Below are 18,401 nucleotides of genomic sequence, written 5' to 3' on the forward strand. Positions count from 1 at the left end.
AGCGGTCAGGACGCGGGGGCGTAGACCTGTTTGCCGGCGAAGAAAGTCTTCAGCACTTGGGTGTCGAACAACTCATCGTTGCTGACCTTGAACACATCCCGATCGAGGACGATCAGGTCAGCCTGCTTGCCGGGCGCCAACGAGCCGATCTGCTGGTCCAGGCGCAGGGTCTTGGCGGCATTGAGGGTATAGGCCTGGAACATGACCTGGCGGTCGACACTTTCCTTGGCGTTGAGCACCCCCAACGGCCCTTTGCGGGTAACCGCCTGGGCAATGGCGTTCCACGGGTTAGGGCTGGACACTGGCCAGTCGCTGGCGCCAGCAATCATCGCCCCGGCGTGTTGCAGGGAGTTGGCCGGGTACTGATAGCTGTACGCCGATGCACTGATGTAGGGTTTGACCAGCTCCACGGTGTAGCTCTCCCCCGTGGCCCAAAGCAGCTGCATCGAGGCGATCACCCCCAGTTGCTTGAAACGCGGGAAGTCCTTGGGGTCGACCAGTTGCAGGTGACTGATGCTGTGCGCCTTGGCGCTGCTGTTGAGCTTGCGCGCGTACTCGACACCGTTCAGTGACTCGCGCACCGCCCGGTCGCCAACGGCGTGCATATGCACGATCCAGTCGCGCTGTTCCGCCGCAGCCACCAGCTCCCCAAAGTGTTCGGGCTCGATCAGCAACTGGCCGTTTTTCTGGCTGTTCTTGTAGGGCGCAAGCACCGCGGCAGTCTGCCCGGGATACTCCAGCACACCGTCAACGAAGACCTTGATCCCCGGAAAGCTCAAGTTGGGCACGCCCTGAAACTTGTTCATCACGCTGGCCAATACCTCAAGGTCCGCTGGCCGGCTCTTGGGGTTGGCAATCATCAAGGCGGCAACATGCGCGCTAAGCTCGCCCTTCTCGGCCAGCGTGCGATAAAGCGGCAGCACGCCGTAGCTCTGCTCGGTGGCTTTGAAATCAAACAGCGAATCGTCACTGCCAGCGTTGGCGGCGGCGTCCATCCAGGCGGTCACACCGTACTGGTTGTTGATCCGCACCGCTTCACGGGCGGCCTTGAGCATGACCTCTTCACTGGCGGCAGGAATCTGGCTACGCACCTGGTCCCATTGAGATTCGGAAAAATAGCCGTTCGGCGTGAAGTCAGCCTCGTGACCGACATAGCTGCGGTCTTGTTCTGACATACCCTTGACCCGTGCGGCGTCGATCTTCAGCCGCTTGAGCATGGCGTTGTTGGCCCAGCCGGTGTGGCCATCGATGCCGTTGAGCACCAGCGGCTGATCCGCCCAGCGGCCCTGGTTGAACAGCTGGCCCAGTTCGCGACTTTTCTCCCAATAGGCCGAACTCACGTTGGCAATGCTGATGACATCAGCGGCACGCCCGCGCCCCTCCTTGACCTCGGCAAGTATCCATTGCTCCAGTTCCGCCAGCGGTTTGACCTGATCCTCAAGGTTAGCGCCCAACGTGGAGAAGGCGCCCGCTACCGGATGACTGTGGGTATCGATCATGCCCGGCATCAGCACCTTGCCGGCCAGGTCGATGCGTTGCGTGTGGGCATCGGCCAGCGCATTGATCTGCGCGTCAGTGCCCACTTGCACAATCTTGCCATCCTTGACCGCCACCGCTTGCATCAGGGCCTGGCCGGGCTCGGCGGTGTATACCTTGCCGTTGACCAACACGAGGTCAGCGGCGGCCATGGCCTGCCAGGAAGAAAAGGCCAGGGTCGCGGCCAACAGGTTGGGGATCACTCGTTGCATCGGAACGCTCTCTTGTTTTTATCGGCTCTGGGCACACCCTATAGCGCGCGACAAAAGAACGGACCTCCGCAAATGAGGAGGGTCAGACGATTTTTTCCACCGCCGGTGCTGCCGAACGCAAGGCCGAGCCCAGCTCCACCTTGCTCTTGACCCCCAGTTGCGCATAGCAATTGCGCAGGTAGGTACGCACCGTGGCCGGGCTCAGCGACAGCATCCGGGCGATTTCCTTGTAGGAATGGCCAGCGGCGAAGAGCATCGCCGCCGTGCGTTCACGGGGCGCAAGCACAACGCCAGGAGTCGGTGCTTCAAGTGACAGGATCACATGTTCGGCGTTGGGGCTCAGGGTTAGCGCACAGCGCCCCAGGCGCATCACACAGGGCACCTGGTGCAACTGCGCGGTGACTTCGGCGGGCAACACCGAGCCGCTCCAGCCCGGCACCTCCCGCTGTATCGCCGCGCACAGACGGGCCCCGACGTACAGCAGGCTGCCATCCAGACGGGCGACACCGAAATCACTGGCGCCGTTGCCGGTGTCGAGGCGGATCATGTCCTGTACCTGGAAACGCCACAATTGCAGCAAGTGAGCGCAGAAGGCGGCAAACAGGCCCTCCTCACTGGCGTTGAACGCTTGCTCTTCCTCGCCCCGGTACAAGCAGACGAAAAAGCTCAAACCGCTCTCCGGCAGTTCGAAGGTGATGCACATCAGGTGATAGAGGTCGTAGCGGCGGGCAAAGTCGTTGACTGCCTCGACCGGGTCGGTGAACTCGCTGTCGCGAATCACCCTGCCCGGCTTGGCCAGAGTGTCGTGGGCGAAGCTGTCCAGGCCTGCGACGTGGCGCCACTCGGTAGCAAAGGATACCGGCAGGTCGATGCGCCCGTGCATCCAGCTCTGCAATGGCGCACTGGAAACGCTCGCAGACATTTCCCCCCACCAGGCCGAGGCGAATGGCACCAGTTGACGGAAGGCCTGCAAGCCGTCGGCGATGAAATGCGAGCTGCCTTGCTCACGGGCCAGGCTGGCCAGCTGCAGAACACACTGATTGAACGCTTCGAGCGTTGCCATCGACAGCTGTGGTCCATTTACTTCAACCGCCACCATTGTTCCCTCTCTTACTGGTTATGGCCATCGCGGGACAAGCCCGCTCCTACCGTGTGGGAGCGAGCTTGCCCCGCGATACGCCTCAGAACACCGCCCCGACCGGATAAACAAAGGCATTCACGTCATAGAACGGCGTGCGCTGGTAAAACCATTGCAAGCGCGCACTGGGGCTGGCGGCAAAGGTCTTGTCGGCCTTGAGCTTCTTGTCGAACTCGGCCTTCAGTTCAGGGCTCTCGGCGAGCATTTTGCGCGCCATGGGTTCCATCACGTACTCCTCAGGCTCTTCCGCCACCACCAGGGTCGAGTTGAAGAACCCCCAGGCCCAGAACGAATCAGGGCTTTCGGGATACAGCAAATTGACCGCCAGAACACCCAACGGTTGATCAAGGTCGATCACCACCGAACCTGCCGGGAAGGTCTGCAACCGTTCGAATGGCTTGGCTACCCCGCTGACCAGCAGACGTCCTTCATAGCCAGGGATCTGGTTGGTTTGCGCACGATCAGGCTCGAATCCGCCCGCCACCTTGACCTCGTCCATGCGGTACAGGGTGACCGCTATCGCCTTGGGCTTGTCCAGGGTGGTCATCTGGATGCCGTGGGCCTTGAGCCGGGCGATGACCTCACGCCACTGGCCGGGCACGACGTACTGCTGCGGACGCTTGGTCACCAGGTCCGGCTCGGTATTGCCGGTCACCGGAACGGTCAGCTGCTTGGGTTTGTTGCTCCAGACAATGGTCTTGGCACCGGTGATCGGGGACTGTTCATAACGGTAATCGCCGACACTGAACGGGGTGGTCTGGGCCTTGCCCGGCTTCCAGGTGAGGGTCACCTCCTGCTGGCTTTCCAGCCGCTCACGGTCCTGGCGGATGGCTTCCGTGAGCGATGCCGATTGCTCGCCAATCACCTGGAACATGCTTTTGAGCATCACATAGTTACCCAGTACCTGGGTCTGGTAGGGATGCAAGGCGTGCTGTTCGATGAGAATCGAGGGGACGTTGCGAATATCGCCGTACTGGTTGGAAAACCGCGCGTAGTCAGTGCGGTACGGGTAGTAGCCCTTGCTCGGGTCCTGGTTGTCGTTGAGGCTGATGCACTCGTGCACCACATGCCCGTCGGCCTCCAGCGCCTTGTAAACCGGCCCACGCATGACGTTATCCATCCACGCGCTGCTGGCTCGCGACCAGCCGTTGCCGTTGTGGCAATAGGAGCTGTCGTAGGGATACATGGCGCCATCGGTGGAATGGGTGTCGGCGAAGAAGCTCAGGTCGTAGGTGTTGAATACCCAGGCGACGTTGCGGATCTCGGCGCTGTCGAGCTTGGTGAAGTCACGGTTGAGGTTGTAGTTCAGGCCGTTGACCCGCCAACCGGTCTCCTGCGGACCGTTCTGGTTGATCCGCCCGTAGGCGCTGCGACGCAGGTCGCCATCGATGTTGACGGTGGGAATGAAGAGGATGTTGACCTTCTCCAGCACGCTGGCCAGCGGCTTGTCGCCGGTGGTCATGTCGCGCAGCAGCATGAACATGGCGTCTTTGCCGTTGGCCTCGCCGGGATGAATCTCGGCCTCGACGAAGATTGTCGGCTTGCCCGACTCGTTCAGGCCTGCCGGCGACTTGTCGACTTCCAGCGAGGCAATGGCCATGACCATCGGGTGGCCTTCGGCGCTTTTCTCCGGCAAATCGTGAAGCACGATACTGCCCCCGGACGCCGCAACCAGCTTGCTCAGGTAATCGCGCGTCTGTTGGTAATCGCTGGTCTGGGTGAAGCCGCTGGCTTCGGCCTGGGTGATCAGCGGGTTGTCCGCCTTGGCGATATAGCGGGTGCTGGCCAGGGTCTGCTCGAACATCGGCGGCAGAATGCGCTGCTTGGCCGCCGCCGGGTAGCCGCTATCATCGATGTAGGACGGCGCGCTGGGCAATGCGGCCAGGGCAGGCAGGCAAGTGCTCATCAGCATCGCGACACACAGGGGCTGCAAAAGCGGGTGTTTCATGATGATTCCCTATCATGAGTGGCAGACGTCACCTTAAACCACAATGAGATGCCAGACGAGGGTCATGCAGCGATGTTCAACAACCTGTTCAGTTCCCTTCCCGCCGCCGCCACGCAGGAACACTTCGACCAACTGCTGGCCCGCCCGGGCTTGCGTATAGAACGCATCGTCTCCCATGGCCAGGCGAGCCCTGCAGGTTTCTGGTACAACCAGCCGCAGGGGGAATGGGTGCTGGTACTGAGTGGCTCGGCCGGGCTGCGGCTTGAACATGAAAGCGCTGAGCGGGTGTTGAAGCCGGGTGACTTTGTCGAGATTCCGGCGCATTGCAAACACCGGGTCGAATGGACCGATAGCCAGCAGGCGACGGTGTGGCTGGCGGTGCATTTTGGTGAGGGTTGAATTCCGGTGGGAGCGGGCTTGCCCCGCGATCGGCTGCCGGGGCTACGCTAATTCCTGCTAGCCATCAAAAGCCTCTTCAAGGAGAAGCGCATGAGCAAAACCAAAGCCGGCGCCGTCAAGCTCCCCAAAGCCAAGCCCGCCATCAACCGCACCCCGATCGCAGGCCGGCTGTTCGACGCCCGCCCCGATCGCCTGGACTTTCGCGACCTGCCGTATTCGCCACCGTTGCGCTCTCTGCCGCCGTGTTCGCCGGCACAGGCTGACCTGGCGAAATACCTCAAGAGTTACGTCGCCCAAGGGCTGGTGCTGGATCAAGGCAGCGAAGGCGCCTGTACCGGATTCGGCCTGGCCTGCGTGGTCAATTACCTGCTCTGGCTCCAGCACCTGGCGCTAGGCAGCGCGAGTGCCTTCGAAGCGGTCAGCCCGCGCATGCTCTACGAACTGGCGCGTCGCTACGATGAATGGCCTGGTGACGACTATCAAGGCTCCAGTTGCCGCGGCGCCCTCAAAGGCTGGCACAAGCACGGCGTGTGCAGCGAGCAACACTGGCCGTTTTCCACAAAGGGCTTCATCCGCCCCCGGCCCCGCTGGGATGCCGACGCGGCCACAAGGCCTCTGGGGGTTTACTACCGAATCAACCGCAACGCCGTGGTGGACCTGCAAGCGGCGATTCTGAACATTGGCGCGGTCTACGTTTCAGCCAGCGTGCATGACGGCTGGGAAACCCTCATGCACAAGCGGGCGACGGCCTTGCCAAAAAATCTCGACAGCCTGCCCGTGATACCGCCGCCACAAACGCCAGGTTCGCTGGGCGGGCACGCGTTCGCCATCGTTGGCTACGACCACCGCGGATTCGTGGTGCAGAACTCCTGGGGGACCCGCTGGGGACGTTCGGGCTTCGCTGTGCTGCCCTACGAAGACTGGGTAGTCCACGGCACAGACGCCTGGGCCTGCGCACTGGGTGTGCCACAGCAGCTTTCGGACCCGGGCAAACTCAAACCCGGCAAGGTCGATCTGCTCAATCAGGTGTCCTCGGCCTTTCGCGTCGGCTCGGGACGTTCGCTGACCGGGCTTGATCGCTCGGCGCGGGTGCCGGCCAATCCGGTTGACGACCCGTGGCCTTTCGACCACCCCTTCAATGAACCGCGTTATCAGCCGATCAGCACACCCCGTGCCTACGAACTGACCCTGGTCACCGGCAATGATGGCGAGATCGTGCCTACGGACTTCACCCGTAGTCCGCTGGATCGCGCCGGCCTGGTGCAAGAGGTGGTGCATGATCGGCCGCTGGCCTGGCTGCAGACACAGTCGCAGAAAAAGACCCTGCGGCTGGTGCTCTACGCCCACGGCGGGCTGAATGCCGAAGACGAGTCTATTCAGCGTATCCGGGTATTGGCGCCCTACTTCCTGGCCAACGGTATCTACCCCTTGTTCATGACCTGGAAAACCGGGCCGGGAGAGACGCTGGCCAACATGGCAGAGGATTGGCTGCACAAGCTTTTTGGTACGCTGGACCTGCGGGTCAGCGGCCTGGACGACACCCTCGGCGACGCCAGGGACCGCGCCGTGGAAGCGCTCGGCCATGTACTGGGCACCGGCATCTGGTCGCAGATGCGCAGCAATGCCCGTGACAGCAGCCTGCCTGGACATGGGCTCGACCTGCTGAGCAAGTCCCTGAAAACACTCGCCGGGGACCTGCAAAGCCAAGGTGGCAAACTGGAGCTGCATTTGCTCGGCCACTCCGCCGGCTCGATTCTGCTCGGCCATCTGCTGGACCTGCTCGGTAAAACCACCGAGCAACCGCTACTGAAAGTGCAGAGCTGCGAGTTGTTTGCCGCAGCCTGCTCGAGTGACTTTGCGCTCAAGCATTACCTCAACGCACATGCCAACGGCGTGCTCAGCCTGGAGCAGCTCTGGCTCGATGTCCTGAGCGATGACGATGAAAAAGCCGATGGCCTGCCGACCCCCGACTTTCCCGCATATGGCAAGTCGCTGCTCTATCTGGTGTCGCGGGCGCTGGAAGATGTGCGCAAGCAGCCCCTGCTGGGCATGGCCCGGGCCCTGGATGTGAAGTATGCCAACGACAATGACCAATGGGATGCCAGTACGCTGCCGGCGATTCAACGGTGGCTGGCCAACTGGCCGACGAAACCTGATCGCTTGCGCATCTGGCCTAAACCCTGGGTGCGCAACACCCGGGATGGTCAGCAGATACCCTCGACCCATGGTTCTTTCGACAACAACATTGAGGTGCTCACGTTTGTGCTGATGCGCATCCTCAACAAACAGCTCATCGGACCGATTGAGTGGCTGGATTATTGACAGAAGGCAGGAACGGGGCCATCGACATGGCCCCACCCGCCGCGCTACTTAACCTTGAGCCGCCTTGAGCATTCCACGCTCGACAATGAAATCGATCACCCGCTGCAAACCCTGCCCGGTCTTGAGGTTGGTAAACGCCCAGGGCCGCTCGGGACGCATGCGCTGGGTGTCCTTCTCCATCACCTCCAGTGACGCTCCCACATAGGGTGCCAGGTCAATCTTGTTGATCACCAGAAAATCCGACTTGGTGATCCCCGGTCCGCCCTTGCGCGGGATTTTCTCGCCTTCGGCCACATCAATCACATAGACCGTCAGGTCGGCCAGCTCGGGGCTGAAGGTGGCGCTGAGGTTATCGCCGCCGCTCTCGACAAAGATCACTTCGAGGTTACCGAACTTGCGCGCCAGATCCTCCACCGCCGCCAGGTTCATCGAGGCGTCTTCGCGTATGGCGGTGTGCGGGCAGCCGCCGGTTTCCACACCGACGATGCGCTCGGGGGCCAGGGCTCCGGCTTCAGTGAGGATGCGCTGGTCTTCCTTGGTGTAGATGTCGTTGGTCACCACGGCGATTTCATAGTGATCGCGCATGGCCTTGCACAGGGCTTCGAGCAGCGCGGTCTTGCCGGAACCGACCGGGCCGCCGACACCGACGCGCAGGGGTTGCTGATAGCTTTGCATGGAGCGTTCCTCAGGATCGGAATAATCGGGTGTATTGGGTTTCGTGACGGGCCGAGGCAATCGCCAGCAGCGGCAAGCCACCACCCAACTGGTCGTCGGGCAGTTGCAGGGCACGTTGCAGCACCTCGGGCAGTGCTTCACACAGGTCGCGCAACAGGCTCTGGGCCGCCTGCTGACCAAAGGGCACCAGCTTGACCCCGGCCATCACTGCGCCTTCGAGCCAGGCGAAACCATGGCCCAGTGCAAGGTCGCGCAGCGGGATATCCCAATGCACGCCTAGCCAGGCCATGCCGCCCAACTGACTCAAACCCAGGCTGGCTCGCCACTCAGGCGCCTGGCACACCTGCCAGCCGTCCAGCAGCCGCGCCAGGGCCATGCCGCGCTGACGTTCTTCCAGGCGCAGCTCGGCAGTTTCGCGGTTGGCCAGCAAGAACTGGCTCCAGCGCGCGAACGCCTCGGCATCATCGTCGCGGCACGCCTGGTACAGGCGCGCCAACAATGGCCAGTCGAGGTAACCGAGAGTGTCCTCCAACTGCTGGCGTTGCCAGTTGCGAAAGCCTTCGGCGCCTTGCACCCAGCCGGCTTCCACCGCCCATTCCAGCCCCTGCGAGTAGGTGAAACCACCCACCGGCAGGTTCGGGTTGGCCAGCTGCAGCAGGCGCAACAGCTTGAGATCGCTGCTCATCAACCGGCCAGCACCACCGCAGCGCCTGCCAGCAGACCGCCGCCGAAGGCTTGTTGCAGGCCTCGGTGCCGGCGCAGCAGACAGCCTGCGGCAAAGCCTGCAACCAGCAACAGGCCGCTGACCGTGACAAAGCCTGCGCTGAACATCCAGAACGCGCCGGGGCTGGCTTCAACACCATGGGCCCAACCGTGGAACAGCGCGAACAGCGGCATAGCCAAGGCCAGCATCAGTTGCCGAGCAGGCAACAACAAGGCGGCAGCGGCGACCAGCAGCGAGCCGATGATCATCTGCTCCATACCGATTACGCCGCCGAACAGATGCCCGAGCAGCGCGCCGCCGAACATGGCGCAGAGAGTCAGCAACGGCAGCACCAGGGTGCGCCCGGTCAAGGCCGCGAGGACACCGGTACCGAGCAGCATCAACAGGTGATCAAGGCCGGTCAGCGGATGCAGCAGACCATCCTGCAGCGGATTGGCATCGTGCCCGGGGTGAGCGAAAGCCGGTACGGCAACCAGCAACAAAGCGAGGGCCAGGGTGTTTTTCATGGTGATGCTCCTTATCAAAAATCAGTGCTGTGCCACACGTACAAAGAGATGGTCGCTATGTGCATGGCTATGCGGCGCGCTCTGGTAGGCACCGGCTTCAGGCTCGAACGGCGCTTGCTCCACCGCTACCTGCAAGCCCAGGCCGCGAACCATCTCATCGAGTACGTGGTCGTGCTGATAGCGCAAAAAGCCGCCTTCGATCTGCAACGGCACATGGCGATTGCCCAGGTGATAGCTGGCGCGCGCCAACAGCAGTGGGTCATCGCAGCGCACGGTGGAAACCTGCTCGGCCGCCGCCACCACGCGAACAACTTCAGCCCCCAGTTCATCACTCAACAGCTCACCGCCGCGCAACAACTGGCCGCGTTCAAGCATCAGGCCCGCCTCGCGACCGTCGTCGAGGGTGACACGCACCCTGCTCTTGATCCGGGTGTCCAGGGTGAGGGTCACCGTGGTGCTTACCTGCTCGGCCTCATTCAGCCGACGCGTGAAGACAATCATGCTCGCTCCTTCAGAACAGAAAATAACGTTGCGCCATCGGCAGCACCGTGGCCGGTTCACACACCAGCAGTTCGCCGTTGGCACGCACCTCGTAGGTTTGCGAATCCACTTCGATCAGCGGCAGCAGGCCGTTATGCACCATGTCGCCCTTGCGCACCGTGCGACAGCCATCGACCACGCCGATCAGGCTGCGCAAGCCCAGCTGTTGATGGACGCCGCGTTCATGCGCCGACTGCGACAGGAAGGTCATGCGCGTGGCATTGCGCGCCGCGCCCAGGGCACCGAACATCGGCCGGTAATGCACCGGCTGCGGCGTCGGGATCGAGCCGTTGATATCGCCCATCGGTGCCATGGCGATCATCCCGCCCTTGATCACCAACGCTGGCTTGACCCCGAAAAAGGCCGGGGCCCAGAGCACCAGGTCGGCCAGTTTGCCGGCCTCCACCGAACCCACTTCATGGGCGATACCATGGGTCAGCGCCGGATTGATGGTGTATTTGGCGATGTAGCGCTTGACCCGGAAGTTGTCGCTGTAGCTGCTGTCTGGCGCCAGCGGGCCACGGCGGCGCTTCATCTGGTCGGCGACCTGCCAGGTGCGCAGCACCACTTCACCGACCCGGCCCATGGCCTGCGAGTCGGATGAGGTCATGGAGAACGCACCGATGTCATGCAAGATGTCTTCGGCGGCGATGGTTTCGCGGCGAATGCGCGATTCGGCGAAGGCCACGTCTTCGGCAATGCTCGGGTCCAGGTGGTGGCAGACCATGAGCATGTCCAGGTGCTCATCCACGGTGTTGATGGTGTAGGGCAAGGTCGGGTTGGTCGACGATGGCAGCACGTTGGCAAAGGCCGCCGCGCGGATGATGTCCGGGGCATGGCCGCCGCCCGCCCCTTCGGTGTGGAAGGTATGGATGGTGCGGTCACCGATGGCCGCCAGGGTGTCTTCGACGCAACCGGACTCGTTGAGGGTGTCGGTGTGAATGGCCACCTGCACATCCAGCTCTTCGGCCACCGTCAGGCAACAGTCGATGGCTGCCGGGGTCGAGCCCCAGTCCTCATGCAGTTTCAGGCCCACGGCACCGGCATGAATCTGCTCGCGCAAGGCTTGTGGTTGCGAGGCGTTGCCCTTGCCCAGCAGGCCGATGTTGATCGGCAGCTCATCGGCTGCCTGGAGCATGCGCGCCAGGTACCAGGGCCCGGAGGTGCAGGTCGTGGCGTTGGTGCCGGTGGCAGGCCCGGTGCCGCCACCAATGAAAGTGGTGATGCCCGAGGTCAGCGCCTCCTCCACCTGCTGCGGGCAGATGAAGTGAATGTGCGAGTCGATGCCGCCAGCGGTGACGATCTTGCCTTCGGCGGCGATCACCTCAGTGCCCGCACCGACAGGCAGGGTTACCCCAGGCTGCACATCGGGATTTCCGGCTTTGCCGACGCCATGGATGCGCCCGTTCTTGATGCCGATGTCCGCCTTGACGATGCCCCAGTGGTCGATGATCAGCGCGTTGGTCAGCACCAGGTCCATGGCCTCGGCGGCGAGCATCTGGCCCTGGCCCATGCCGTCGCGGATCACCTTGCCGCCACCGAACTTGACCTCTTCGCCGTAGATCGTGAAGTCCTTTTCCACCTCGACCCACAACTCGGTGTCGGCCAGGCGCACCCGGTCGCCGACGGTGGGACCGAACATGTCGGCGTAGGCCCTGCGGGAAATCCGGCTCATCCTTGCGCCTCCAGCTTGCCCATCACCCGCCCCTGGAAGCCATAGACCTCGCGCTTGCCGGCATACGGCACCAGGGTCACGGTGCGCGCCTGGCCCGGTTCGAAGCGCACGGCAGTACCGGCGGCGATGTCCAGGCGCATGCCGCGGGTGGGCTCACGCTCGAACACCAGGGCGTTGTTGACCTCATAGAAGTGGTAATGCGAGCCGACCTGCACCGGTCGGTCGCCATGGTTGGCCACCGTGACACTGAGGCGCGGGCAGCCGGCATTGAGTTCGATGTCGCCCTCGGCGACCTGTACTTCTCCGGGAATCATCCTGGGCTCCTAGACAATCGGGTCGTGCACGGTCACCAGCTTGGTGCCGTCGGGAAACGTCGCTTCGACCTGCACGTCGGGAATCATTTCGCTTACGCCTTCCATCACCTGCTCGCGGCTGAGCACTTCACGGCCCAGGTTCATCAGCTCGGCGACCGTGCGTCCATCACGCGCACCTTCCATCACCGTGGCGCTGATCAGCGCGACCGCTTCCGGGTAGTTGAGCTTCAGGCCACGGGCCAAGCGGCGCTCGGCAAGCAGCGCGGCGGTGAACAGCAGCAGTTTGTCTTTCTCTCTCGGGGTCAGCTCCATGGCGTTCTCTCAGGTAGCCCAGATACGCGGCGGGCATGGCGCCAGGCCGACCACGACCGGTCGCAAGGCATGCCATAGCCGCTGCAGGGTGGATTGCAGACGTTGGTTGTCGTCATCGAGCAGACGCACTACCAGCAGTTGGCCGAGCAGGGTCGCTGCGGCGGGTACGCTCGCGTCATCGATCAGGGTTCGTGTTTGTTCGAGCAGTGCTTCGCTGGCCGGGTAGGCGCAGAAAGTGGCCTGCAACGGATAGCCGCCGAGCTTCTGCAGCTGGCCACCTTCGATGCGCAGGCGTTCGTGCAGGCCGGGGTCATCGGGCACATCGATCTGCAGGCGGCTGTCCAGCGCGCCATGGCTGAACGGCTCGTTCATCACCGGCCGCCCCAGGCACAGGGTTTCCCAGGCCAGCAGGCGCGCACCAGGCGACAGAAAGAAGCGGTTTTCCAGGCGAACACGGGCACCGGGAAAACAGATGCTGCCCTGGGGCAACCATTCCAGCACGCTGTCGGATGCCAGGTGAAAATGCTGGGTCAGGGTCGAGGTGTCGCCGCCGCTGCGGTAAAACTTGGTCGCACCGGGCATGGTCAGCAGTGCATGACTGCCTGCTTCCAGGTGCACATCGAGCACCAATTTGTCGCCGCCGACCACGCCACCGGGCGGATGCAGCACATAGACGTGACACGGCGCGCCTTCGGGGTAGAACGGCCGCTGCACCAAAAGAGGACCGAAATGCCGCCGCGCACCAATGCAGGTCTTCGCTGCACGGCGGACAAAGCGCAGTCTCAACTCGGCACTCCAGCCGGTATCGCGGGCAGCGAGGTCGAGTGGTTGAGCAAACGTCATGCAGCGGATCCCTGTAAACATGCAGTTCAAGGGGGTAAAGCACATAGCGGGCCAACCAGCATTGCTGCACTGTATGCAGCACTGATCTGCCTTTTCAGGTAATTGTTGAACATCCCATCAGTAAATATCCTCGCAGCCACCTACAACTGATCCGAGGTACTGAACATGGTCATGCACGTGCGCCTGGAGCAAACAGGCAACTCGCAAGTAATGCAGCTCGCCAACACCGATCCGCAAGCTCCCGGCCCTGGCGAGGTGTGGCTGGAACAAGCGGCGATCGGCGTCAATCCACTGGACGTCAATCAACGCAAGGGCGATGTGCCGATTGCTCTTCCTTCGGGATTGGGACTGGAGGGCGCCGGAACCGTAACTGCAATCGGCCCCGGGGTGACCACGGTGCAAGTCGGTGACCGCGTGGGCTATGCCACCGGTCCCCTGGGTGGCTACGCCAGCGCCCGCCTGTTTCCCGCTGAACGCCTGGTAAAACTGCCAGCCAGCCTGTCGTTTGAAGACGCTGCAGCCGTACTGTTCAAAGGCATTACCGCCCAGTACCTGCTCAAGAGCACCTACCCGGTCGGCCCTGGCACCCGCGTGTTGATCTACGGCGCAGCTGGCGCGCTGGGCCAATTACTGGTGCCTTGGGCCAAGCACCTGGGCGCGTTTGTGATCGGTGTGGTGTCAAAGCCGCAAAGCCTGGCCCGGGCCAGGGATGCAGGGTGTGACGAGGTGCTGGTGTTCGATGCCGATACGCTGGCGGCACAGGTGCTGGAGGTGACCCAGGGACTGAAGGTGGATGTGGTCTACGATTCGGTTGGCCGGGTGTCGCTGCAAGCTTCGCTCGACAGCCTGCGGCCGCGCGGAGTGCTGGTGTCCTATGGCGCAACCTCCGGCGCGCCTGAACCGCTGGCCATGAGCACCCTCAATGCCAAGGGCTCGCTGTTTGTCACGCGGCCATCGCTCGCTGCGCATACAGCCACCACGCAGGAGTACCAGCAACGTGCGCAAGACGTGCTGGCAGCAGTGACGGCAGGTATCATCCAGCCGCGGATCTGGCAACGCTATGCCCTGGCCGACGTGGCCACTGCCCACGACGACCTGCAGCACGGGCGCTCCCAGGGCGCGATCATCCTCACCCCCTGACCGAACCTCTGCGAGGCGCAGCATCGACATGGACCCGTTCGACAGTCGCCAGGCCGATGAGCTGGCCACCCTCCTGGCTCTCTTCAGCCATGGTTCCTTTGCCGCGGCAGGCCGGCAGTTGCAACGCCATCCTTCGGTGCTGTCCAAACGCCTGGGCGCCATGGAGCAGCGCCTGGGTATCCGCCTGGTCGAACGCACTACCCGCCAGTTGCGTTTTACCGATGAGGGCTTGCGACTGGTAGAACGCTTGCAGCATGCCGCCAGCCTGATCAGTGACGCCGAACGTGAAGCCGCCCGGGGCGCCGTTGAGGTCAGAGGCCGCTTGCGCCTGGCGCTGCCCTCTTCCATGGGCAGGCTCTGGCTCAGCCCGATGCTCGCCGAGTTTGCCCTGGCCTTCCCGCAGGTGACGGTGGAAACCGAGTACTCGGAGCGTTTTGTCGACCTGATCGGCGAAGGCTTCGATGCCGCAATCCGCATCGGTGAACTGAGCGACAGTCGTTTGGTGGCGCGCAAGCTTTGCGATCACCAGCGCATTCTCTGCGCCGCTCCCGCTTACCTTGAACGACACGGGCAGCCGCAGTCACCGGCCGAGCTTGGCGCACACAATTGCCTGGGCTTTAGCGGATTGCGTTCTTATCCGCAGTGGCATTTGTATCGCCAGGGTGAGCTGCAGACCATCAGGGTGCAGGGTTCGATGCAGAGCAACGATAACGAAGCGTTGCTTGGTGTGGCCCGGGCCGGCGTCGGCATCATCGCCGGTGGCGACTGGATGATGAAGAAGGACCTGGACTGCGGCAGCCTGCAGCGGGTGTTGCCAGAGTGGCAACTGGACAGTGATGCGGGCGTGTACCTGGTTCGTCCCGGTGCTCGCTTCAATACCGCGGCAACCACTGCGTTCAAGCAGTGGATCGAGCGGCAGTTCGCTAATGGTGCGCCCTGGCGCTGAAATGCATCGCGGGGCAAGCCCGCTCCCACAGTAACACCTGTGGGAGCGGGCTTGCCCCGCGATAAAACGCCTTAGTAGTAGGCGTTCTCTTTCTGACTGTGGTCAGTCACGTCACGCACACCCTTGAGCTCAGGAATACGCTCGAGCAAGGTCCGCTCGATACCTTCCTTCAAGGTCACGTCGGCCTGGCCGCAACCCTGGCAACCGCCACCGAACTGCAGTACGGCGATACCGTCTTCAACCACTTCGATCAGGCTGACCTGGCCGCCGTGGCTGGCCAGTCCCGGGTTGATCTCGGTTTGCAGGTAGTAGTTGATGCGCTCGTTGATCGGGCTGTCTTCGTTGACCATCGGCACTTTGGCGTTCGGCGCCTTGATGGTCAGCTGGCCACCCATGCGGTCGGTGGCGTAGTCGACTACCGCATCTTCAAGAAACGGCACACTGACCGCGTCCAAGTAGGCAGTAAAACTGGCCAGACCCACAGCAGTGTCTTCCGGCTTTTCTTCGCCCGGCTTGCAGTAGGCAATGCAGGTTTCGGCGTAAGTGGTGCCCGGCTGGGTGATAAAGATGCGAATGCCAATACCCGGGGTGTTCTGCTTGGACAGCAGATCAGCCAGGTAATCATGCGCGGCGTCGGTAATAGTTATGGCGCTCATGGAAGTTCCTCACAGACTTGTCGGCAGTTTACGCCAACCTGGCCGCCGAACAAAGTCCTAGTAATTCTGTCGGGAAAGCCTGACAGCGCCGGGAAAGGTCAGGCGACCCTCCCGGCGACCCGGCTCAGAGGTTTTCGTAGCGGTTCATGTCAAGCACGCCCGCCTCCACCGCATCGGTTTCCTTGATGTAGCTGTTGAGGTCGTGGAAATACTGCCAGAACTGCGGATGGCTGCGCCGCACACCCCAACGCATGACCACGCGTTCAAAGCGGCCAGGGTCATCGCGGGCCGCTTCCAGGTCTTCGACGAACTCCGGAACATCGGCTACGGGGACGTTGAACATGAAGTTCGGGTAACTGCTCAGCACGCCAGGGACCAGGGTCAGGGTGTCCAGACCCGGCTGGTAGCGATACGCCTCGCCGAGCATGAAGGCCACGTTGCTGTGCGCCCGGTTGCGCAACAGGCTGTAGACCTGACGCTGACCGCCCTGCCCTTCGATCCGCAGCATGGTCGCCTCAGGCAACTGGCTGATGACCTTCAGCCCCGCAGCCGGACGCGACACCAGACGGCTCAAGGTTTGCTCGACGTCACGGAACTCTTCGTTCATCTGCGGGCGCGAGCAATAGGCACCCTGGCAACGATTGATCGGGTCGGGCGCGGCATTGAGGCTTCCGGTACGCTGGATCAGCTTGAGGCCGAAATCGCGTTTGGGATCATTGGCAGACAGTTGCAGTGCGCTCGGGGTATCGGTGTCGATCTCCTCGTAGTCCATCCACATCTTCACCTTGCCGCTGTTCTGGTACCAGTCGCTGAGAATCGCGCCGCGCTGTTCGGCCGGCATCAGGCGCAGGAAGTTGACCTCGGCGCCGTTGCGGATCAGGTCGAAGTACAAGCGCGTCTGCGCCTGGTGCGAAACGTTGCCGTAGACATCGAAGTTGACCGCCAGCTGATAGTAGGTGCGCTCGAACAGCGGGTAATCGAACAGCCACATGGTTTTCGGCACGTCGCCGATCAGGCCCTTGGTTACCGAGGCGCTATCGAAGTGGCGGAAGATGGTCAGCAATGCGTTGTCGTTACCGGCCCACAGGGTCGACCAGCTCGGCGCCGGCATGTCGGCATAGGCTTCGCGGCGCAGGCTTTCGTACTCGTTGCGCTTGTCGCGGTAGGCATGCCACAGGCTCAGGATGCTGCCCACGTCGTCGATCTGCCCGGGCATGGCCAGCAACGGCGTGGCCTGGCCGCGGTACTCGGCATCAGTCAGGTAGCGGTCGTGAGCCGGCTCCTGGAACAGCGCCCAGAAGTTGTCGCGGATCACATCGGTGGCGATCTGACCCCGGCACACCGGGCCGCGGATGAAGGTACGCACGAAATACTCGGCGTTATCCAGCATGAACTGGTAACGGGCCACGGCCGGGATTGCTTCGAAGGTTTCGAAAGGATTGGCGCGGTGGCGCGGGCCGTAGCCTGGCAACGCACTGGCGTGCCAGTCGCCGCTGTAGAACAGCTGCTTGACGCGCTTGAGCTTCTGCGGGCCCATCGGGTAAGTGATGTGGGTTTTGTGCACGATCACGCCCTGCACCGGCATCAACCGGTAATAGAAGTCGGTACCCGGTGGATCGTTGGGGCGACGTGTCGCGATCAGGTCGATGGGCTGGCCGCTGGGCGTACGCGAGCGTACCCACTGGAAAAAGTGCCCCTGTTCGCCGCCGACAAAATGGATATGCGCAAGGAACAGGTGCTCGTACAGCCAGCGCCCGACCAGCGCCTCGGTCGAGCCCGGACGGTTGAGCAGCGCTTCCCAGTCGGCGATCTGCGCAGCCTCCGTGGCGCTCGGCTGGATCGGGTTGTGTTCTACCGGCGCACCGGCGGCAAGCCAGCGTTGCAGGGTCTGGTACTCGGCATCGGTGAGGCCGGTGACCGCCAGCGGCATGCCCTCTTTGGGGTGTGCGCCGGCATAGGCATCGAATTCGCCGGGCAACGGGCACATGTTGTTGCGATTCAGGCCCAGAACGATTTCTTCAGGCAACTTGGCGTTGGGTGTCAACGGCGTCTTGTGGCCCAGTTCGAGCATCCGCGCCATCAGCGCCGCCTGGCTGCCCTGGTTGTCGAGTACCGAGTAAAAGCCTTTGCGCTGCCAGGCCTCGGTGCTGGTGGCGTCGTAGAACAAGCGGGTCGGGGCCACGGCCTTGCTGCGATCACCTTGGTACACCGGGACCTTGGAAGCGCCCCGCGAAGCGCCCTCGGCACTGCCCAGGTTCAGCTGGCAGGCCGCGTCGTTGCAGGCGTGGCAGGCCACGCATTTCTCGGTGAAGATCGGTTGGATGTCCCGGGTATACGAAATAGCCGAGCTCGATTGAGGGGCTTGCCCCAACGCCACGCCGCTGATGAACAGAGCGAAAGCGCCGGCAAGTAAGCGATGCACCATGTGCCGAATGTCCTGGGTATTGATAGCTTCACGATTCTACCGGTGCTGGCGGCGCGCCAACATGAATGAAATTCATGTAAATGCTCGACA

Annotated in this window: 17 protein-coding genes; 4 read left to right on the forward strand and 13 right to left on the reverse strand. The window is 62.6% G+C overall.

Annotated features, from left to right (window positions below):
• Nucleotides 1-5: 5 nt before the first annotated feature.
• From ACVI9W_RS00825 to ACVI9W_RS00835, 3 genes are all read right to left on the reverse strand, one after another.
• Entirely contained in the window at nt 6-1,748 is a 1,743-nt protein-coding gene (locus ACVI9W_RS00825) for an amidohydrolase (protein ID WP_461528856.1), read from the reverse strand.
• Nucleotides 1,749-1,830: 82 nt separating this feature from the next.
• Complete coding sequence (locus ACVI9W_RS00830; RefSeq protein WP_461528857.1) at nt 1,831-2,811, reverse strand: helix-turn-helix transcriptional regulator; 981 nt, start codon at nt 2,809-2,811, stop codon at nt 1,831-1,833.
• Nucleotides 2,812-2,929: 118 nt separating this feature from the next.
• A complete protein-coding gene (locus ACVI9W_RS00835; protein WP_461528858.1) occupies nt 2,930-4,834 on the reverse strand; it encodes a M14 family metallopeptidase in 1,905 nt (634 codons plus the stop codon).
• Nucleotides 4,835-4,906: 72 nt separating this feature from the next.
• Between ACVI9W_RS00835 and ACVI9W_RS00840 the strand changes: the two genes are divergently transcribed.
• Together ACVI9W_RS00840 and ACVI9W_RS00845 are read left to right on the forward strand one after the other, a co-directional pair.
• Nucleotides 4,907-5,233, forward strand: coding sequence for a cupin domain-containing protein (locus ACVI9W_RS00840; RefSeq protein ID WP_461528859.1), 327 nt, complete (start codon nt 4,907-4,909; stop codon nt 5,231-5,233).
• A gap of 90 nt (nt 5,234-5,323) precedes the next feature.
• A complete protein-coding gene (locus tag ACVI9W_RS00845; RefSeq protein ID WP_461528860.1) occupies nt 5,324-7,555 on the forward strand; it encodes a C1 family peptidase in 2,232 nt (743 codons plus the stop codon).
• Between the two features lie 48 nt (nt 7,556-7,603).
• Here ACVI9W_RS00845 and ureG read toward each other — a convergent pair whose 3' ends face one another.
• Genes ureG through ACVI9W_RS00885 form a run of 8 tightly spaced genes read right to left on the reverse strand, consistent with a single transcriptional unit; the run spans nt 7,604 to nt 13,144 of the window.
• Entirely contained in the window at nt 7,604-8,230 is a 627-nt protein-coding gene (ureG, locus tag ACVI9W_RS00850; protein WP_461528861.1) for an urease accessory protein UreG, read from the reverse strand.
• A 10-nt stretch (nt 8,231-8,240) separates the two neighbouring features.
• A complete protein-coding gene (locus tag ACVI9W_RS00855) occupies nt 8,241-8,915 on the reverse strand; it encodes an urease accessory protein UreF (protein WP_461528862.1) in 675 nt (224 codons plus the stop codon).
• Nucleotides 8,915-9,460 (reverse strand): HupE/UreJ family protein, encoded by a 546-nt coding sequence (locus ACVI9W_RS00860; RefSeq protein WP_461528863.1) that lies wholly within the window; start codon nt 9,458-9,460, stop codon nt 8,915-8,917. The genes ACVI9W_RS00855 and ACVI9W_RS00860 overlap by 1 nt, the downstream gene beginning before the upstream one ends.
• A gap of 21 nt (nt 9,461-9,481) precedes the next feature.
• The gene (gene ureE / locus ACVI9W_RS00865; protein ID WP_461528864.1) at nt 9,482-9,961 is read right to left on the reverse strand and encodes an urease accessory protein UreE; all 480 of its coding nucleotides are present in this window, start codon (nt 9,959-9,961) and stop codon (nt 9,482-9,484) included.
• A 10-nt stretch (nt 9,962-9,971) separates the two neighbouring features.
• Nucleotides 9,972-11,675: an urease subunit alpha gene (gene ureC / locus ACVI9W_RS00870; RefSeq protein ID WP_461528865.1), complete on the reverse strand. Its 1,704-nt coding sequence runs from the start codon at nt 11,673-11,675 to the stop codon at nt 9,972-9,974.
• Complete coding sequence (locus tag ACVI9W_RS00875; protein WP_038611492.1) at nt 11,672-11,989, reverse strand: urease subunit beta; 318 nt, start codon at nt 11,987-11,989, stop codon at nt 11,672-11,674. The genes ureC and ACVI9W_RS00875 overlap by 4 nt, the downstream gene beginning before the upstream one ends.
• Before the next feature lie 9 nt (nt 11,990-11,998).
• On the reverse strand, nt 11,999-12,301 hold the full coding sequence (locus ACVI9W_RS00880; RefSeq protein ID WP_107023374.1) for an urease subunit gamma: 303 nt from the start codon (nt 12,299-12,301) through the stop codon (nt 11,999-12,001).
• Nucleotides 12,302-12,310: 9 nt separating this feature from the next.
• The gene (locus ACVI9W_RS00885) at nt 12,311-13,144 is read right to left on the reverse strand and encodes an urease accessory protein UreD (RefSeq protein WP_461528866.1); all 834 of its coding nucleotides are present in this window, start codon (nt 13,142-13,144) and stop codon (nt 12,311-12,313) included.
• Between the two features lie 165 nt (nt 13,145-13,309).
• On the opposite strand from ACVI9W_RS00885, the gene ACVI9W_RS00890 reads away from it, so the two are divergent.
• Both ACVI9W_RS00890 and ACVI9W_RS00895 read left to right on the forward strand, forming a co-directional pair.
• Nucleotides 13,310-14,284, forward strand: a complete 975-nt coding sequence (locus ACVI9W_RS00890) for a quinone oxidoreductase family protein (RefSeq protein WP_461528867.1) — start codon at nt 13,310-13,312, stop codon at nt 14,282-14,284.
• 28 nt (nt 14,285-14,312) lie between these two features.
• Nucleotides 14,313-15,230, forward strand: coding sequence for a LysR family transcriptional regulator (locus ACVI9W_RS00895; RefSeq protein ID WP_461528868.1), 918 nt, complete (start codon nt 14,313-14,315; stop codon nt 15,228-15,230).
• Between the two features lie 71 nt (nt 15,231-15,301).
• Here ACVI9W_RS00895 and nfuA read toward each other — a convergent pair whose 3' ends face one another.
• Nucleotides 15,302-15,886: a Fe-S biogenesis protein NfuA gene (nfuA, locus tag ACVI9W_RS00900; protein WP_028941949.1), complete on the reverse strand. Its 585-nt coding sequence runs from the start codon at nt 15,884-15,886 to the stop codon at nt 15,302-15,304.
• Between the two features lie 124 nt (nt 15,887-16,010).
• Complete coding sequence (locus ACVI9W_RS00905) at nt 16,011-18,311, reverse strand: fatty acid cis/trans isomerase (protein ID WP_461528869.1); 2,301 nt, start codon at nt 18,309-18,311, stop codon at nt 16,011-16,013.
• Between the last annotated feature and the right edge of the window lie 90 nt (nt 18,312-18,401).

It is taken from the genome of Pseudomonas sp. 210_17 TE3656, from assembly GCF_054821965.1.

What these genes read in the sequence shown, in the direction of transcription:
- ACVI9W_RS00880 (WP_107023374.1), bottom strand. Translation starts at nt 12,301, where the DNA reads ATGGAGCTGACCCCGAGAGAGAAAGACAAACTGCTGCTGTTCACCGCC.
- ureC (WP_461528865.1), bottom strand. Translation starts at nt 11,675, where the DNA reads ATGAGCCGGATTTCCCGCAGGGCCTACGCCGACATGTTCGGTCCCACC.
- ACVI9W_RS00845 (WP_461528860.1), top strand. Translation starts at nt 5,324, where the DNA reads ATGAGCAAAACCAAAGCCGGCGCCGTCAAGCTCCCCAAAGCCAAGCCC.
- ACVI9W_RS00835 (WP_461528858.1), bottom strand. Translation starts at nt 4,834, where the DNA reads ATGAAACACCCGCTTTTGCAGCCCCTGTGTGTCGCGATGCTGATGAGC.
- ACVI9W_RS00885 (WP_461528866.1), bottom strand. Translation starts at nt 13,144, where the DNA reads ATGACGTTTGCTCAACCACTCGACCTCGCTGCCCGCGATACCGGCTGG.
- ACVI9W_RS00895 (WP_461528868.1), top strand. Translation starts at nt 14,313, where the DNA reads ATGGACCCGTTCGACAGTCGCCAGGCCGATGAGCTGGCCACCCTCCTG.
- ACVI9W_RS00875 (WP_038611492.1), bottom strand. Translation starts at nt 11,989, where the DNA reads ATGATTCCCGGAGAAGTACAGGTCGCCGAGGGCGACATCGAACTCAAT.
- ACVI9W_RS00830 (WP_461528857.1), bottom strand. Translation starts at nt 2,811, where the DNA reads ATGGCAACGCTCGAAGCGTTCAATCAGTGTGTTCTGCAGCTGGCCAGC.
- ACVI9W_RS00860 (WP_461528863.1), bottom strand. Translation starts at nt 9,460, where the DNA reads ATGAAAAACACCCTGGCCCTCGCTTTGTTGCTGGTTGCCGTACCGGCT.
- ureE (WP_461528864.1), bottom strand. Translation starts at nt 9,961, where the DNA reads ATGATTGTCTTCACGCGTCGGCTGAATGAGGCCGAGCAGGTAAGCACC.
- ACVI9W_RS00890 (WP_461528867.1), top strand. Translation starts at nt 13,310, where the DNA reads ATGGTCATGCACGTGCGCCTGGAGCAAACAGGCAACTCGCAAGTAATG.
- ACVI9W_RS00905 (WP_461528869.1), bottom strand. Translation starts at nt 18,311, where the DNA reads ATGGTGCATCGCTTACTTGCCGGCGCTTTCGCTCTGTTCATCAGCGGC.
- ACVI9W_RS00840 (WP_461528859.1), top strand. Translation starts at nt 4,907, where the DNA reads ATGTTCAACAACCTGTTCAGTTCCCTTCCCGCCGCCGCCACGCAGGAA.
- ACVI9W_RS00825 (WP_461528856.1), bottom strand. Translation starts at nt 1,748, where the DNA reads ATGCAACGAGTGATCCCCAACCTGTTGGCCGCGACCCTGGCCTTTTCT.
- ureG (WP_461528861.1), bottom strand. Translation starts at nt 8,230, where the DNA reads ATGCAAAGCTATCAGCAACCCCTGCGCGTCGGTGTCGGCGGCCCGGTC.
- ACVI9W_RS00855 (WP_461528862.1), bottom strand. Translation starts at nt 8,915, where the DNA reads ATGAGCAGCGATCTCAAGCTGTTGCGCCTGCTGCAGCTGGCCAACCCG.
- nfuA (WP_028941949.1), bottom strand. Translation starts at nt 15,886, where the DNA reads ATGAGCGCCATAACTATTACCGACGCCGCGCATGATTACCTGGCTGAT.